This is a genomic window from Dyadobacter psychrotolerans (genome assembly GCF_004349265.1).
Taxonomy (GTDB): Bacteria; Bacteroidota; Bacteroidia; order Cytophagales; family Spirosomataceae; genus Dyadobacter; species Dyadobacter psychrotolerans.
Genome location: NZ_SMFL01000011.1, coordinates 121,517 through 137,975, shown reverse-complemented (window position 1 = coordinate 137,975; position 16,459 = coordinate 121,517). Strand labels below are relative to the sequence as shown.

Annotated in this window: 12 protein-coding genes; 9 read left to right on the top strand and 3 right to left on the bottom strand. The window is 42.9% G+C overall.

Going from position 1 to position 16,459, the window contains the following annotated elements; genetic code table 11:
- Window positions 1-228 precede the first annotated feature (228 nt).
- The 4 genes from E0F88_RS24725 to E0F88_RS24710 are packed head-to-tail and all read left to right on the top strand — an operon-like array spanning window position 229 to window position 6,970.
- The gene (locus tag E0F88_RS24725; protein ID WP_131960967.1) at window positions 229-3,423 is read left to right on the top strand and encodes a SusC/RagA family TonB-linked outer membrane protein; all 3,195 of its coding nucleotides are present in this window, start codon (window positions 229-231) and stop codon (window positions 3,421-3,423) included.
- 10 nt (window positions 3,424-3,433) lie between these two features.
- A complete protein-coding gene (locus E0F88_RS24720) occupies window positions 3,434-5,284 on the top strand; it encodes a RagB/SusD family nutrient uptake outer membrane protein (protein ID WP_131960966.1) in 1,851 nt (616 codons plus the stop codon).
- Between the two features lie 9 nt (window positions 5,285-5,293).
- A complete protein-coding gene (locus E0F88_RS24715; protein ID WP_131960965.1) occupies window positions 5,294-5,983 on the top strand; it encodes a DUF3823 domain-containing protein in 690 nt (229 codons plus the stop codon).
- 3 nt (window positions 5,984-5,986) lie between these two features.
- The gene (locus E0F88_RS24710; RefSeq protein WP_131960964.1) at window positions 5,987-6,970 is read left to right on the top strand and encodes an arabinan endo-1,5-alpha-L-arabinosidase; all 984 of its coding nucleotides are present in this window, start codon (window positions 5,987-5,989) and stop codon (window positions 6,968-6,970) included.
- 8 nt (window positions 6,971-6,978) lie between these two features.
- On the opposite strand, the gene E0F88_RS24705 is transcribed toward E0F88_RS24710, so the two are convergent.
- Window positions 6,979-7,224, bottom strand: coding sequence for a hypothetical protein (locus E0F88_RS24705; RefSeq protein ID WP_131960963.1), 246 nt, complete (start codon window positions 7,222-7,224; stop codon window positions 6,979-6,981).
- A 194-nt stretch (window positions 7,225-7,418) separates the two neighbouring features.
- Between E0F88_RS24705 and E0F88_RS24700 the strand changes: the two genes are divergently transcribed.
- On the top strand, window positions 7,419-8,297 hold the full coding sequence (locus tag E0F88_RS24700; protein WP_131960962.1) for an AraC family transcriptional regulator: 879 nt from the start codon (window positions 7,419-7,421) through the stop codon (window positions 8,295-8,297).
- On the opposite strand, the gene E0F88_RS24695 is transcribed toward E0F88_RS24700, so the two are convergent.
- Both E0F88_RS24695 and E0F88_RS24690 read right to left on the bottom strand, forming a co-directional pair.
- A complete protein-coding gene (locus E0F88_RS24695; protein WP_131960961.1) occupies window positions 8,290-8,907 on the bottom strand; it encodes a hypothetical protein in 618 nt (205 codons plus the stop codon). The genes E0F88_RS24700 and E0F88_RS24695 overlap by 8 nt on opposite strands.
- 36 nt (window positions 8,908-8,943) lie before the next feature.
- Window positions 8,944-9,171, bottom strand: a complete 228-nt coding sequence (locus tag E0F88_RS24690) for a hypothetical protein (RefSeq protein ID WP_131960960.1) — start codon at window positions 9,169-9,171, stop codon at window positions 8,944-8,946.
- 190 nt (window positions 9,172-9,361) lie between these two features.
- Between E0F88_RS24690 and E0F88_RS24685 the strand changes: the two genes are divergently transcribed.
- The 4 genes from E0F88_RS24685 to E0F88_RS24670 all read left to right on the top strand — a co-directional run bounded on the left by E0F88_RS24685 (window position 9,362) and on the right by E0F88_RS24670 (window position 16,428).
- Window positions 9,362-13,144, top strand: coding sequence for a hydantoinase B/oxoprolinase family protein (locus E0F88_RS24685; protein WP_131960959.1), 3,783 nt, complete (start codon window positions 9,362-9,364; stop codon window positions 13,142-13,144).
- A 77-nt stretch (window positions 13,145-13,221) separates the two neighbouring features.
- Window positions 13,222-13,593 carry a GxxExxY protein gene (locus E0F88_RS24680; protein ID WP_131960958.1) on the top strand — a complete coding sequence of 124 codons (372 nt, stop codon included), beginning with the start codon at window positions 13,222-13,224 and terminating at the stop codon, window positions 13,591-13,593.
- Between the two features lie 91 nt (window positions 13,594-13,684).
- The gene (locus E0F88_RS24675) at window positions 13,685-14,842 is read left to right on the top strand and encodes an NRAMP family divalent metal transporter (RefSeq protein ID WP_229213907.1); all 1,158 of its coding nucleotides are present in this window, start codon (window positions 13,685-13,687) and stop codon (window positions 14,840-14,842) included.
- Window positions 14,843-14,859: 17 nt separating this feature from the next.
- On the top strand, window positions 14,860-16,428 hold the full coding sequence (locus E0F88_RS24670; RefSeq protein WP_131960957.1) for a glycoside hydrolase: 1,569 nt from the start codon (window positions 14,860-14,862) through the stop codon (window positions 16,426-16,428).
- Window positions 16,429-16,459 lie beyond the last annotated feature (31 nt).

Below are 16,459 nucleotides of genomic sequence, written 5' to 3'. Positions count from 1 at the left end.
AAAGTAATCAGATACGTTTAGTGTAATGCGTTCAGATCAGTGAGTTAAAAAATCATTACTTACTGATCTGAACATAAGTTTTCTTCCAAGTCCTTGAAAGCCGGTACCAACCCGCTTGACACGTCTTTTTTTGCCTAAATTTAAATATAATTAAAACTATATTTTTTATAATTAAACAATTAAACTAAAACTAATTTAACGATCACCATCTAACCAAATTTTAAACATATGAACCCAATTAGACGAAATCCCTTCCAGGGACTTTGCAGACCTCTTTGTGCCTTCGTGGTATCAGGATGGCTCATGCCCCAGGAACTAAGCGCGGCCGTAACAAACTCAAAATCATCCAATATTGAGTTTATCAGAACTGTTGACAAAACTTTAACAGGTAAAATTGTAGATGAAAAGAAAACGCCTCTTCCGGGGGTAAGTGTGGTTGTAAAAGGCAGTACAACGGGAACCACAACAAATTCCGATGGGTCCTTCTCCCTTATCGTAAATGATGCTGCCGAAATCGTGACCTTTTCCTTTATTGGTTATACTTCTCAGGATTTGCCAATCGGAAACAGAACCACTTTTGACGTAACGATGGTACCGAGCAGCGAAGATCTGACAGAGGTGGTAGTAGTAGGTTATGGTACACAATCCTCCGCTACTGTCACCGGTGCAGTTAGTAATGTTCAGGCAAAAGATCTGATACGAACACCGGCTATCGGAACTTCAGATGCGCTTGTAGGACGGGTTCAGGGTATCACTGCCCGTAAAGCAGATGCACGCCCGGGAGCTTCCACTACCATCCAGATCCGGAATTTGGGAACACCGCTGTATGTCATCGATGGTGTACCCTCGGATGCAGGTAACTTTAACAACCTTGGACAAAACGATATTGAAAGCATATCGATCCTGAAAGATGCATCTGCCGCTATTTACGGTTTGCGTGCTGCCAATGGTGTTGTGCTCGTTACAACGAAAAGAGGAAAAGCGGGCGATGGTCCTGCCAAAATTAATATTTCAGGATATTACGGTCTGCAAAACTTTACACGTTACCCAAAACCTGCAAATGCCTATCAGCACATGCGCGGCCTTGTTGAATCGGACGTGAACCAGGGACGTACTCCTTCCATTGCACCGGCTGAACTCGAAAAATGGAAAGCAGGAACAGAAAAAGGATATCAGAGTTTTGACTACTACAAAATGGTGATGCGGCCGAATGTGCCGCAGTATTCTGTCAATGCCAATGTGTCCGGAGGAACTGAAAAGATCAATTACTTCCTGTCGGTGGGTCATTTGAACCAGGACGCGTTGATAGAGGATTTTAAATTCAGAAGAACCAATGTTCAGGCGAATATTGAATCCAGTGTTACAAAAAGGTTAAAAGTCGGCGCACAGATCAGCGCCCGTATTGAAGACCGTCAACAAACAGGTGTTCCCGGACTGGATGACTATTTCAATCCGTTCCTGAGTATTTTCACGATGTGGCCTACGGAACGCCCGTATGCAAACGACAATCCGAAATACATCAACCAGACACATAACGTGAACGTAAATCCGGCTACTTACAAAAAAGAAATCACAGGTTATATTGACGAAATTGACCGTGTTGTAAAGGGCAACTTTTATGCTGAATACGACTTCGCATTTGGTTTAAAGGCAAAGGGAACTTACTCTTATCAGTACCGCAATTTCGACTTCGACGGTTTTGAATATACTTACGACGCTTATACCTACGATGCAGCAAAAGATACTTACAATGTAGTTGCCGGAGGAGGAAACCAGAATCCCTGGAGAGAGCGTCGCAAACGTAACGTAATTGATCGTTTTGCCCAATTCCAGCTGAGCTACAACAAAACATTTGGTGACCACGAAATATCTGCGGTTGCTGCTTATGAGCAATCGGATAATGTGAATACCTACATGGTTGTACACACCGTGCCGCCAAATAACTATATTCCGCTGATGTCATTTGCAAACCAGGATATTTTGATTGACGAATGGAGTACAGAAGCCCGTGCGGGTTATATCGGAAGGGTTAATTACAACTACAAACAAAAATATCTGATTGAAGGTGTTGGACGGTATGACGGATCTTTTCTTTATGCTCCGGGTAAACGATTCGGATTCTTCCCGGGTGTTTCAGCCGGATGGCGGATTTCGGAGGAAACATTTTTCGGAGGAAAAATGGAAAATATTTTCAGCAACCTGAAAATCCGTGCCTCTTACGGACGTACCGGTAGCGACCGTCTGGCTAATGATGCTTTTCTTGTAGCGCCATTTAGTTATTTGCCAGGTTACAACTTTCTTCAGGGAAGCGCCATTTTTGACGGGACTTATAACATTGGTGTTCGCCCGAGAGGTTTACCTATTACAACACTATCCTGGATCACCAACATTTCAACCAACCTTGGGATCGACTTCGGTTTTTTAGGAGGAAAATTGAATGGTCAGTTTGATATTTTTGAGAGAAAAAGAGAAGGTCTTCCTGCGGCGCGTTATGACGTTTTGCTTCCGTCAGAAGTAGGTTATTCTTTACCAAACGAAAACCTGAACAGCGATACACATCGTGGTATGGAAGGGGTGCTTACCTACAAAAGCTCAGTCGGCCAGGTTGATTACACAGTTAGTGCAAACGCAACTTTGTCACGTCGTAAGGATCTTGATTTTTACAAACCGCGTTTTGGAAACTCCTACAACGAATACCGCGATTCGTACGTAGACCGCTGGGGAAATATCAACTGGGGTTATCAGGTAGTTGGCCAGTTCCAGTCTATGCAGGAAATTGAAAGCCACCCGATCAACAATGACGAACAGGGAAACAGAACACAGCTTCCGGGTGATTTTATTTACAAAGATGTAAATCAGGACGGCATCATCAATTACCTGGACGAGCGTCCGATCGGTTATGCAGAAGGCGCCAACCCATACCTGAGTTTTGCATTCAACGGCAGCGTGGCGTACAAAGGTTTTTCTTTATTCTTTGATTTTGCCGGGGCATCACTTCAAAGTTTTCAACGGAACTGGGAGTTGAAAATTCCGTATCAGAATAATGGAACTTCACCTGACTTCATGCTGGAAGACCGCTGGCACCGTGCTGATCCATACGACCCGAACAGCGCCTGGATTGCGGGAACTTACCCAGCTATACGTAAGGACAATTCCAGTCATGTCAATTTCCGTAAAAGTGACTTCTGGATTACCAACGTAAGGTACATCCGTCTTCGTAACATTGAGCTGGGTTACAACTTTGACCAAAAGATCTTTAAAAAACTGGGCAGCAGCGGACTTCGTATTTATGTAAATGCAAGTAATTTATTCTCGATTGATAATGTAAAAAAATACGGAATCGATCCTGAAATTTCTTCCGGCAACGCATTGGTTTACCCGCAGCAACGTCTGTTCAACGCAGGTTTCAACATCACTTTCTAATTTCTCAGACATGACAAGATTATCAAAACATATCATTTTAATCTTCACTATCCTGGTTCTTTCGGGATGTGCAGAAGAATGGCTTGACAGAAAGCCGCAGAACATTATTCTGGAAGAACAGATCTGGAACGACTCCAAACTGATCACAGGCTTGCTTGCCAACTATTACGATCGCCTTCCTGCTCATACGTCACTCACCACAGGCTGGGCTGAATTTGCAGCTTATGATGAAGCGATGTGGTCGAACAACGACGATGGCCGGAACAACATCGTGTCTTATCCTTTCGACCGATGGAGGCTTTGGGATTATACTTTGATCAGGGATATAAACCTGGCTATTGAGAACATCGAAACATTTGGAACATCACTGTCAGCTACGCAAAAAAGCCAGTTCTCGGCTGAATTGAGATTCCTCAGAGCCTTTGTTTACTTTGAACTGGTAAAAAGAATGGGTGGTGTGCCGCTGGTAACCAAACAGTTGATCTATGATTTCAATGGCAACCCATCCTACCTTCAGCAGCCACGCAATAAAGAATCCGAAGTGTATGATTTCATCGCCACCGAACTGGATGCAATTAAAGATCAGCTTGGGAATGGAACCAGCAACACGCGCGCAAACAAGTATACAGCAATGGCTTTGAAAAGCCGTGCAATGCTTTACGCAGGATCCATTGCAAAATACAACGGTAGGATGGCTTCTCCTATCTCGACACCAGGCGGAGAAGTAGGTATTCCGGCTTCAAGGGCAACGGATTATTACACCAAGGCACTTGCGGCTTCGGAGGAAATCATCAACAGCGGTGTTTATCAGCTTTACAAAACCAATCCAAACCTGGGTGAGAATTTTTATGATGCGATCACCAAAAAATCAGCAAACCGGGAAGTTATCCTGGCTCAGGATTTTCTGGTAAGTAAGGATAAAAGACATGGTTTTACTTATGACAACATCGCCCGGAATGTAAGAGAAGATAACCTGTCATCATCGTCGATCACGCCATCGCTCAACCTGGTTGAAGATTACGAGTATCTGGACGGAACTTCGGGAGAATTGAAAAACAGAAATGCGGCTAACACAGATTATGTTTACTATACCAACCCGCAGGATATTTTTGCCAATAAAGACGCCCGTTTATACGGAACTGTAATCTTTCCCGGCACTTCGTTCCGAGGAATTCCTGTGCAGATACAGGCGGGTGTGAAGCTTTGGAACGCAACTACCAGTGCTTTTCAAAACGTGGAATCCAATGTTTTAGGATCTAATTACGAAGATGGCGGATTATTAACCGGCTCTTCAGGCCCCCAGCGTTCACAAACAGAAGTCACCAATTCAGGCTTTTATCTAAGAAAATATGTGGATCAAACAGCCATGTCAAGCACACGCGGTATTCGCAGCGATATGTGGTGGATCCGTTTCCGTCTTGGTGAAATTTATCTGAATGCCAGTGAGGCTGCTCTGGAACTGGGTAAAACTGCTGATGCGTTAAAATACGTAAATGTGGTGCGCGAAAGAGCAGGTTTTGGTGCCGGCAGCCTTAAAGCGCTTACAATCGATCGCCTTCAAAACGAACGCAGAGTTGAACTTGCCTTTGAAGATCACCGGGTTTGGGATTTGAAAAGATGGAGAATTGCACACGAAGTATGGAACGGCAATGCGTCCAATCCTGATGCCGTAATTTATGCTTTGTATCCATATCGCGTAGTTCGTCCGGGCCATGAAACACATGGAAAGTATGTTTTTGATAAGTTGGTTGCTCCACGTTTCCGTGCTCCAAGGTTTTTCCAAATGGGCAATTACTATTCCTCAATCGAACAGATCGTGATCGATAACAATCCTAAAATCGTTCGTAATCCATTCCATTAATTCAGAATCATGAAAGCGACATATAAATTCAATATCTCATTAATTTTCCTGGCATTTTCAGCGATTATGTCATCCTGTGAAAAAGATAACCGGCCTGAACCTAAATCATTTTTAAAAGGCCGTATTGTGTACGAAGGACAAACGCTCGGTGTTCGGTCCAATGGTGTGCAGCTCGAAATCTGGCAGCGCGGCTATCAGTTGTTTACCAAAATTCCTGTTTTTATCAATCAGGACGGCACTTTTTCAGCTTCACTTTTTGATGGAAACTATAAACTGGTACGTCTTCGCGGAAATGGTCCGTGGGTAAACAACACCGATACAATAGATGTTGAACTTCGTGGAACAAAAGAACTGGATGTTCCGGTGAGGCCTTATTTTGTGTTTAAAAACGACACTTACTCAAAAGGAGAAGGTAAAGTTTCTGCCACTTTTACATTACAGAAGGTTGAGGCTACCGGTGTACTGGAAAGGGTAAACTTATATGTGGGAACAACCAATATCCTGGACCCAAACAACAACGGAGGAAATGTTCAGCAGCTGGGAACAACCATCACTGATCTTACCAAACCAATCACATTGACAGCAACCTTATCCGCAGCTCTTGCAGGCCGGGATTATGTGTATGCGCGAATTGGTGTAAAGACTTCCGGCGTTGGCGAAATGCTTTTCGGAGCTCCCCAGAAAATTCAATTGAAATAAAAAATGGCAAAGCAAATTGCTTTTCTTTTCATTTTTATCCTGAGCGCCGGATTTGCCGGTGCTCAGGATTCATTGCAAACAAACATTTCCGTTCACGACCCGGTTATGACCAGGCAGGACGGAACATACTACCTTTTTGCTACAGGACGCGGTATCAGCTTCTGGTCTTCAAAAGACATGAAAAACTGGAAGCGCGAAAATCCGGTTTTCAGCAGTCCTCCCGAATGGGCAGTAAAAGCGGTTCCTGGTTTTAAAGGACATATCTGGGCTCCGGATATTTCTTTTCATAACGGGCTGTACTATTTATATTATTCCATTTCCACGTTTGGAAAAAATGGCTCCTGTATCGGACTGGCAACCAATAAAACACTTCAAACAGGCAGTCCGGATTATTTGTGGACAGATCACGGAAAAGTGATCGAGTCGGTGCCGGGAAGAGATGAATGGAATGCAATAGATCCTAATTTCATTTTGGACGAAAAGCAAAAACCATGGCTCGCCTTTGGATCATTCTGGAATGGTTTAAAACTGGTCAGGTTAACCGATGAAGGGAAAACAATTGCCACTGACCCTCAGCAGTGGTTTACCATTGCAAGCGTACCGAGAAGTAACGCCGACCAAACAGCCGGAAACGGAGCAATTGAGGCACCGTTTATCTTTAAAAAGAAAGATTTTTATTATCTTTTTGCCTCTTACGACTATTGCTGCAAAGGAATAAACAGTACTTACAAAATGCGCGTAGGCCGTTCTGAAAAACTTTCAGGACCGTATGAAGATAAAGAGGGAACAATGATGACTAAAGGCGGGGGAACATTATTGCTGCAAGGTAATGCCAACTGGCACGGAGTCGGGCACAACGCAGTCTGCACGTTTGACGGCAAAGATTATCTTATTTTCCATGGATACGATGCCAAAGACAAAGGACGATCAAAATTGCGTGTTGAGGAATTAAGCTGGGACGAGAGTGAGTGGCCGTTTTTGAAATGACGGGTATGTTACTTTTCCCCGTGTTGCTTTTCGTTTACCAATTCTTTCATTTCGAACATTAGCTGATCATGGGGAGAAACACGTCCGGTCCTAATATCTTCATCTGCCTCATCCAGTGAATAATACATTTGTGAGGTCAGATTATATACGTCATTACCCCCATCTTGTAAATTAGCTCTTATTATCTCTAAATCTGCGAGAAACGATTCATCGTCAATCAATCCAAATATTCCGAATAACCCGATCTTGCACATCCATAACCGTCAAATTTTATTTTAGGTAAAGACATCTTTAAATGTTCATTATCAAATATCAGGAAAATGAACATTTTTTGCAAAACTATAAATAAAGGGGTATTCTGGTTCAAACAGAATATTAACTTCTACATTTTTACTAAATTGACAATTAAAACATCTGCATACCAATCGAATTCCGTTTTCCAGCCTGCATGAAAGTTGTACAATTCACCATTCCCGTTTCCAAAGAAAAGACCATTGTCGTCCAGGAAGATATTCTTCCGTACTACTACAATCACTTGCACAGACATCGGGAAGTGCAGATTGAATGGGTTATCGAAGGCACGGGAATCCTGATTGCCGGAAATTACATGCAGCGTTTTGAGTCGGGTGACGTCTACATTATCGGCGCTAACCAGTCTCATATTTTCAAAAATGACGAGGCTTACTTTGATCCGGAAGAGAAAAAACAGATTCACTCCGTGTCGATCTTCTTTAATCCCACCCATTTGATGGGCAACATCCTGAACATGCCGGAAATGAACGGTGTGAGAAAATTTGTGGATGGCCTGCACAACGGATTTCAGATTCCGTACGCCTCTGCAGAAGTCATTAAAAAGACAATATCCGAAGTAATGCAAAATAAGGACAGTTTGCGGGTTGCGTCCTTTATCACCTTGCTTCATCAATTTGCCACTGTTCGAAATATGAAACCGCTCGCTACAAACAACAGCGAACAAATGATTTCAGAAGTTGAAGGTATCAGGATGGACCAGATTTTTCAGCATCTGGTGGCGAATTATAAAAATCACATTTCACTCAATGAAATCTCAGAAATCGCGAACCTGACTCCGCAGGCATTTTGCAGATACTTCAAAAAACATACAGATAAAACCTTCGTCAGTTTTCTAAACGAATTGCGGGTTAATGAAGCCTGTAAAATGATTGTTTCAGGAAAATTTGATAGTTTTTCAGATGTATCTTACCAAACCGGTTTTGATAACGTAACCAACTTCAACCGGGTATTCAAAAAAACCATGGGAAAGTCGCCAAGAGAATACCACCGGGATTTCCGAAACAGGCTTATTTAAGAGATTTTTTCAAAGCTTTTTTAACCTCCGCAACAAATACCTCAGAGACACCGGCAAAATTGGATATTTCTGCAATCGTAAATCTGTTTGAAGTAAGAAGATTTTTGACTACCTCCGTCTTCCCTTCTGCCAGGCCTTCCATTTTAGCCATTTCCAACACCTGTTCCCTAATGCCCATTGTTCTTTGTTTGCTGGTAAGTACTTCTATTTCATTATCAAATTTAACATTATATCCTGAATCTGCAAATCTTACATAACGCTGTAAAAAGATGAGTAAATCGTCGATTTTTCTTCTTGAAATTTTTCGGGAGAGCAGATTTTTAGCCAACGAATACTTCAATTCATATAAACCTTCGTCGTTCAATTCCTTCTTTTTTAAGGCGAGCAGCACTGTCAATACGACCACGGCAAACGGATTAGGATTTACTTTGAGTAACTTTTCGTCCTGATCTGCAATTTGATAAGTATTAAAACGAAAAATGTTATGAGTACCCAGATACTCGTACTCATATATATTTGGGTGAAAATTCTTATTAACATCTGTAAAAATGGCAATGGTGGTTACAGGCTTATTGTACCTGTCCAGAATGCGGTAAAAATAGGTAAACATACGTTTACCAAAATTCTTGTCCCTATAACCCTGAACTTAAATCCATTGTTCGCCGCCTGCTTTTGTAAAAACTTTCACAAGCTTAACAACGAATTTTGGGGCAGTTCCTTCATTTCCCGGAAACAGCTGTTCCAGCTCTTTGTCCAGAAACTCAAAACCTTTTTCAATGTCAAATAATTCATCCGACTTTTCGAAGAAAAAGCGCAGAAAGTCTTCAAACAGATTTTCCAAAATACCCTTCCATAGTGTGTCGTCCTTTTTCATAAATGAATTTGTGTTTGGATGAAGTGGGATGAATGCTTTCAATACTTAGACTGTAATTGCAGTTTTCGGTCATAAAAAATCATTAAACCAAAATTTGAAATATTGACTGTAATCTAATCGCTATGATTTCTGGTTTTGTTACGAATAGCGTGTAATTTGGGGAGAAATACTTTTTGCTAATCCTATTCACTTGAAGACTTCAACTGCGCCGGTCTGGAAAATAAGCATCGACACCGGCGGAACATTTACCGACTGCCTCGCTACTGATCCTTCCGGTTTTACAACCCGGATCAAAGTACTAAGCTCTTCCAGATTACGGGGAAGAATTATTCGTAAAATTGCTTCCTGCATTTATGAATTTGATTCTCCCTGGAATTATGAAAGCGACATTCTGGAAGGTTATTCGATTAAAATAAATGACCAAACAGGCAAGCTTGTTTCTCTTGACTATGCCCAAAAAACGATAACAACAGACCAGGACTTAGCTTTCTCCGAACAAACTGACTTTGAGTTATTCAGCGATGAAGAAGCACCTGTTTTAGCGGCAAGACTTTTAACCAAAACATCTCTTAAAAACCCGCTTCCACCGATTGAAATGCGTTTGGGGACAACCAAAGGCACAAATGCACTTTTGGAACGTAAGGGAGCTAAAACCCTATTAGTCGTTACAAAAGGGTTTAAAGATCTGCTTTATATTGGCAATCAGCAGCGGCCTTCACTTTTTCAGCTGGCTGTTCCGGAACCGCGTCTTCTGTATTCCGATGTGCTGGAAATTGATGAACGGCTTTCTTCTGATGGCGGGATTACAGGCGAACTAAATTTGCCTGAAAATTTAACAAACACAGACTTTGAATCGGTTGCCATTTCACTGCTGCATTCCTACCAAAATGAGAAGCATGAAACGGCCGTGGGATCTGCTTTCCGGCAACAGGGAGCAAAATACGTTTCAGCGTCGGCAAACCTGTTCCCGTTTTCCCACTATCTGAGACGAACGCAAACAGCTGTGGTGAACGCCTATTTGGATCCGGTTTTGGATCAGTATCTGAACAACATAAAAAATGCACTGAACGAAGGAAACCTGAAAATCATGACCAGTACCGGCAGCCTTGCCGAACGTAACGGTTTCAGGGCAAAGGACAGTTTGCTTAGCGGGCCTGCCGGAGGAATGGTTGCCGCCGCCAATACAGCTTTACAATTTGGATATCCAAAAGTTCTTACATTCGATATGGGCGGAACAAGCACCGATGTCGCGCGGATTGACGGTCAGCCGGAATTAAAATACATTACTGAAATAGACGGAATCGAATTTCATAATCCAACGCTGGCCATTGAAACCGTGGCGGCAGGTGGCGGTTCAGTTTGTTGGTTTGATGGTTTTACTTTGCAGGTAGGCCCGGAAAGTGCAGGCGCATCTCCCGGACCAGCCTGTTACGGAGCAGGCGGACCGTTGACCATTACCGATGTTAATCTTCTGCTGGGCAAAATGGATCCTGCAAAATTCGGAATTCCGATCCGGACCGAAGCAGCGATTGAAGCATTGGAAAAACTTCGCAAAAGCATTTTTGAACTCAATGGAAATTCACTTTCGGGTTATGAGATTTTAACTGGTCTTGAAAGGATTGCGAATGAAAAAATGGCTGATGCAATTCGTAAGATTTCCGTCGAAAAAGGAATTAACCCGGGCGAATATGCACTCATTACTTTCGGAGGAGCGGGCGGTCTGCACAGCTGTCAGCTTGCCGATCTGCTGGAAATCAAAAATGTAATTATTCCTTACGACGCAGGTTTATTCAGCGCAGTTGGTATTGGTCAGGCATTAATCAGTGCCATTGTTTCCAGGCAGGTTTTACGTACCTGGTCTTCTGCTGAAAAACAAATTGATTCCTGGAAAAGTGAGTTAATGGATTTAGCGAAACAGGAGTTGAGGGAACAGGGAGTTCATGAATTTGAAGTAGCGTTTTGCTCCGTTTTCCTGCGTTTTGCGGGACAGGAAAATACCATTGAAGTAGCCTATCAGGAAACCGGAACAATTGATGAATTTAAAAATTTATACACTTCACAATTCGGATATTTTCCGCAAAACGCAGTTGTCGAGCTGGAAAGTTTAAAATTAAAAGTTCAGGAAAAAGTCAGACTATTTCAACCGGAACCGGTTCTGAAAACAGGCCGACCAGCTGCCTCTTTACGTGAAGTAAGCCCTTTATTACAAACAGAAAACAGAGAAAACGCAACCTCGCAGTTATTCGAATGGGATTTGCTTTCGGTAGGTGATGAACTTTCAGGACCATCCATTTTACTAAATAGTACCTCAACAGCCTACATTCCGGAAGGATGGAAGCTGGTCATACAGGAAAACAAAGATGCAGTTGTTTTTAAAACCGCTGATAAAAATTCAGGATCAGAACAGCATAGCGAAGAAGTTGCTTTACAGCTCTTTACCAACCGTTTCAAAGCAATTGCGGATGAAATGGGAGTTCAGCTGCAAAGGACTGCATTTTCTGTTAACGTAAAGGAAAGGCTAGATTTTTCCTGTGCCATGCTTGATGCAGACGGGGACCTTTTGGTTAATGCGCAGCACATTCCGGTTCATTTGGGAAGCATGGGTATCTGCGGGAGATTGGTACGCGAAGCAATTACCATCGGACCGGGAGATGTGATCATCACGAACCATCCTAAATACGGCGGCTCGCATTTACCCGATATAACATTGCTGTCAGGTGTTTTCACCAGCGACGGCGAATGCCTGGGATATATGATTAACCGCGCACATCATGCTGAAATTGGGGGAAAAACACCCGGTTCAATGCCTCCCGATGCTGTTTGTCTGGCGGAAGAAGGTGTTGTAATCCTTCCGCAGTATCTGGTTAAAGAAGGCGTATTTCAATGGGATACAATTCATAAACTTTTCACAGAAGGATCTTATCCAACACGGAATTTCCTTTCGAATGAAGCAGATATTGTTGCTGCTTTGTCTGCTTTGAGAAAAGGAAGTCAGCAGCTGCTTAAACTGGCTGAATTGTACGGCATCGATACAGTGAAAAAGTATATGAACCTGTTAAAAGCAAGTGCAGTTATCCAACTTGAAAACACTTTAACTCCCCTTCACGGAAAGTCTTTTGAAGCCGCCGAATTCCTGGATGATGACCACCGTATTCAGGTTTCTATTACTATCAGTCCGCAAAAACAGGTCTTTGATTTCGCAGGAACCTCGGCCGTTCATCCCAATAATCTCAATGCCAATATTTCGATACTTCACAGTGCGATATTATATGTTCTGAGGTTATTGGTAAATAAAGAAATACCCCTAAACGACGGACTGATGAAAAACGTAGAGATCATTTTGCCTGAAAACAGCTTCCTGCACCCCAATTTTTCAGACGATCCCCTACTATGTCCGGCTGTTGTTGGCGGCAACACGGAAGTGAGTCAGCGACTGGTCGATACCTTATTAAAAGCTTTCGGTTTGGCAGCATGTAGCCAGGGAACGATGAATAATTTTCTTTTTGGGAATAAAAATTTCGGATATTATGAAACGATTGGCGGTGGTGTCGGAGCCGCTTCAGGATTCAACGGAAGATCAGCCGTACATCAGCACATGACCAATACCCGCATCACCGACCCCGAACAGCTCGAACGAAAGTACCCGGTTCGTTTACTCGAATTTGGTATTCGCAAAAATTCAGGAGGAAAGGGAAAATTCCGGGGCGGTGACGGCATTACCAGAAAGATCCAATTCCTCGAACCATTACAAGTTACCTTACTCGGTCAGCATCGCAAATATGCACCTTACGGACTGAACGGCGGCGAAGACGGTAAATGCGGGGAACATACACTGATTTCAAACAACCAAACTTCGAAGCTGCAGGGAATATGCAGTTTTGAAGCCGAAGCTGGTGATATCTTGGTTATCGAGACGCCAGGCGGCGGGGGATTTGGAGAAAGTTTATGCCACGAATGCACTAATTTACACTAATTATTATGGAGGATTTTCAGTTAGACTTCCGGTCTTAATCCAGTAAACTAAACAACACACTAATTAAATTTGTAAATATGGATCTAATTTATAAAGAAGAATCATATGAGATTATTGGAAAATGTATGGAAGTTCATAACGAATTAGGCCATGGTTTTTTAGAAATTGTTTATAAAGATGCCTTGGAAATTCTGTTCAATAGGGATGATATTTTATATGAAAGAGAGAAAGTCTATCCAATTTATTTTCAGGAGATTCTTCTTCCTCACCAATTCTATGCTGATTTTGTCATTTTCAATAAAATCATACTTGAAGTAAAATGCTGTAACATTTTAACAGACGAACATCTGGCCCAAACAATCAATTACTTGAAAGCATCGCGCAACCGTCTTGGTTTATTAGTGAATTTTGGAAGAGGCAAACTTGAATACAAGAGACTAGTTCTTTAGTTATTCGTTTATAGCTGCAAAGTTTAAATTATCTAATTCGTGAACATTGCGGCCGCCGCGCGGTGCATCCGTGGCACAAAACCCAAACTCCGTGGCAAAGACCTCCAAAGCACTACTTGGTGCTGCATTTTTAATGGCTACTTCCGCTGTCGGGCCGGGTTTTTTGACCCAAACGACCGTTTTTACACAGCAGCTCACAACCAGTTTCGGATTTATTATCCTGATTTCCGTTGTGATCGATCTTTGTGTGCAGTACAACATCTGGCAGATCATCACCGTATCCGGAAAACGGGCTCAGGATCTTGCCAATGATCTTTTTCCTGGACTTGGTTACCTCCTGGCTTTTCTGATTGTCGTTGGCGGACTTGCCTTTAACATCGGTAATGTAGCTGGTGCAGGTTTGGGAATTGAAGCGATGACCGGGATTCCGATACACATCGGAGCCATCGGCAGTGCAGGAATGGCCATTGCTGTTTTTCTTTCAAAAGAGGCCGGAAAAGCCATGGATAGCTTTGCTAAAATATTAGGCATGCTGATGATCGGGCTGATATTATATGTCACTTTTACTTCACATCCTCCCTTGGCGGCCGCCCTTCACCACACGTTTTTACCTGCAAAATTTGATCCGATTGCAACATTGACCCTTGTTGGTGGTACGGTTGGCGGTTACATTTCTTTTGCCGGCGCACACCGGCTACTCGACTCCGGAATTAAAGGTGAAGCTGCATTGCCACAGGTGAACAGAGGTGCATCTACCGGAATTTTGCTGACGGCCACTATCCGTTATTTACTATTCCTGGCTACGTTGGGAATCATCACGGCCGGCGCGAGCATCAATCCTGAAAATCCTACGGCTTCCATTTTTGAAAATGCAGCCGGTTCGCTGGGCAGACAAATGTTCGGACTGATGATCTGGTGTGCAGCCATTACTTCTGTTGTGGGCGCAGCTTACACATCCATTTCTTTTATGCGGTCGTTTCATCCGCTTCTTGAAAAATACCACACGTATCTCACCATCGTTTTTATCCTGATCTCAACTGTTGTTTTTCTTTTGGTTGGCAAACCAGTGAAAGTACTGATTTTTGTAGGTACGCTGAATGGTTTCGTATTACCCGCTGCACTTTCAATTTTGCTTGTCGTGAGCCGTAAATCCCGTTTAATGGGCACTTATAAACATCCGCTTATTCTTCAGATTGCAGGCTGGGCAGTTGTTTTGATCCTGATTGCGATGGGAATTAATTTGTTTTAAAATCAATCCTTTTTAATATGTTTAAAATTATCTCTTCCTGTTTTCTCATTCTTTTGCCCTGTTTGACCATTGCGCAGAAAAAAGACCCTCTGATTATCAAAGTTGACGTAAAGAACCGGGCACAAAAAATCGATAACTTCGGAGCAGCCGGAGCCTGGTTTTCGGAGGGAATCGGAAAATACTGGCCAGCTAAAAATCGGGAACAAATGGCTGAATGGCTGTTTAGTAAAGAACTGGATGCTTCCGGGAATCCAAAAGGAATCGGACTTTCGTCATGGCGTTTCAACATCGGCGGTGGTACTGACGAGCAGGGTGATAGCAGTGGGATCGTCGATTTTCGCAAACGTGTAGAAAGCTTTCTCAAACCTGATGGTACTTACGACTGGACAAAACAGACAGGCTACATTTGGTTTACAAAAAAAGCCAAAGAATATGGTGTTGAAAACCTGATCGCATTTTCCAACACACCACCGGTCCAGTTTAATAAAAACGGACTGGGTTACAAAACGGATAAGGATTACATCTCCAACCTGAAACCCGAAAAATACGGTGAGTATGCGGCATTTCTTGCCAACGTTTTAAAACATTTTGACGAAGAAGGACTGCATTTTAATTACGTCAGCCCCGTGAATGAGCCACAGTGGGACTGGTATCATCCGTATGGCAAAGGCAATCAGGAAGGAAGTCCGTGGCGGAATGACGAGATCGCAAAGGTTGTGCGGGCATTGGACAGCACATTAACAGCGACAAAATCGACCTCGAAAATCCTGATTACAGAAGCAGGGCAGCTTGATTATTTATATGGAAAAACCAGCAGTGCCTCAAAACAGACACAGGCTTTTTTTCAAAAAGGAAGTCCTTTACAACTAAATAAACTTAATCACGTTCCGGCACTCATTGGCGGACACAGCTATTTCACCGACAAAGGCGACAGCAGCCGGATTGCCATCAGAAAACACGTTGCAGACACAACCCGGAAATATGGTGTGGAGTTTTGGCAGACTGAATATTCCATGCTTGCTGATGGTTATAAAGAAGGCAAATCAGGAAAGATTCCGGCCATGGACTGCGCTTTATTTTTATCGAAAGTAATTCATGACGACCTTGCTTACGGAAATGCGGCAGCCTGGCAGCTCTGGAACAGCTGGGAACCGGGAAGTCCCGATTTCGATACGAGATATTATGTTATCGCACTCAATCCTGCCGACAAAGAATATACGAACGGAACCATCACAGCCACCAAAAACCTTTGGGCATTGGGTCATTACAGCCGGTTTGTGAGGCCGGGGATGCATAGGATCCAGTTGTCAAGAAATGATAAATTAAGCGATGTTCAGATTGCCCAGGACGTAATGGTGACGGCCTATGTCAGCGAAAAACAGATTGTACTTGTTGCTATCAATTACACGTCGGAGGCGCGAACAATAAAGCCGGAAATCAGCAACTTAAAAGTGAAAGATGCTTTTGAGGAATACCTTACGACGGCAGACAAAGATGTCAATATGAAGTACACAAAGTCAAAAAATCTTAAAAGTGGCGTGGAGCTTCCTCCAAGATCGATCAAAACGCTGGTAATTACCCGCTAATTTCCGGATTAAGATTTTGTTATATTCCAAA

Excerpts from the sequence above, each read along its gene's own strand:
- E0F88_RS24725 (WP_131960967.1), top strand. The coding sequence starts at position 229 with ATGAACCCAATTAGACGAAATCCCTTCCAGGGACTTTGCAGACCTCTT.
- E0F88_RS24720 (WP_131960966.1), top strand. The coding sequence starts at position 3,434 with ATGACAAGATTATCAAAACATATCATTTTAATCTTCACTATCCTGGTT.
- E0F88_RS24715 (WP_131960965.1), top strand. The coding sequence starts at position 5,294 with ATGAAAGCGACATATAAATTCAATATCTCATTAATTTTCCTGGCATTT.
- E0F88_RS24710 (WP_131960964.1), top strand. The coding sequence starts at position 5,987 with ATGGCAAAGCAAATTGCTTTTCTTTTCATTTTTATCCTGAGCGCCGGA.
- E0F88_RS24705 (WP_131960963.1), bottom strand. The coding sequence starts at position 7,224 with ATGTGCAAGATCGGGTTATTCGGAATATTTGGATTGATTGACGATGAA.
- E0F88_RS24700 (WP_131960962.1), top strand. The coding sequence starts at position 7,419 with ATGAAAGTTGTACAATTCACCATTCCCGTTTCCAAAGAAAAGACCATT.
- E0F88_RS24695 (WP_131960961.1), bottom strand. The coding sequence starts at position 8,907 with ATGTTTACCTATTTTTACCGCATTCTGGACAGGTACAATAAGCCTGTA.
- E0F88_RS24690 (WP_131960960.1), bottom strand. The coding sequence starts at position 9,171 with ATGAAAAAGGACGACACACTATGGAAGGGTATTTTGGAAAATCTGTTT.
- E0F88_RS24680 (WP_131960958.1), top strand. The coding sequence starts at position 13,222 with ATGGATCTAATTTATAAAGAAGAATCATATGAGATTATTGGAAAATGT.
- E0F88_RS24670 (WP_131960957.1), top strand. The coding sequence starts at position 14,860 with ATGTTTAAAATTATCTCTTCCTGTTTTCTCATTCTTTTGCCCTGTTTG.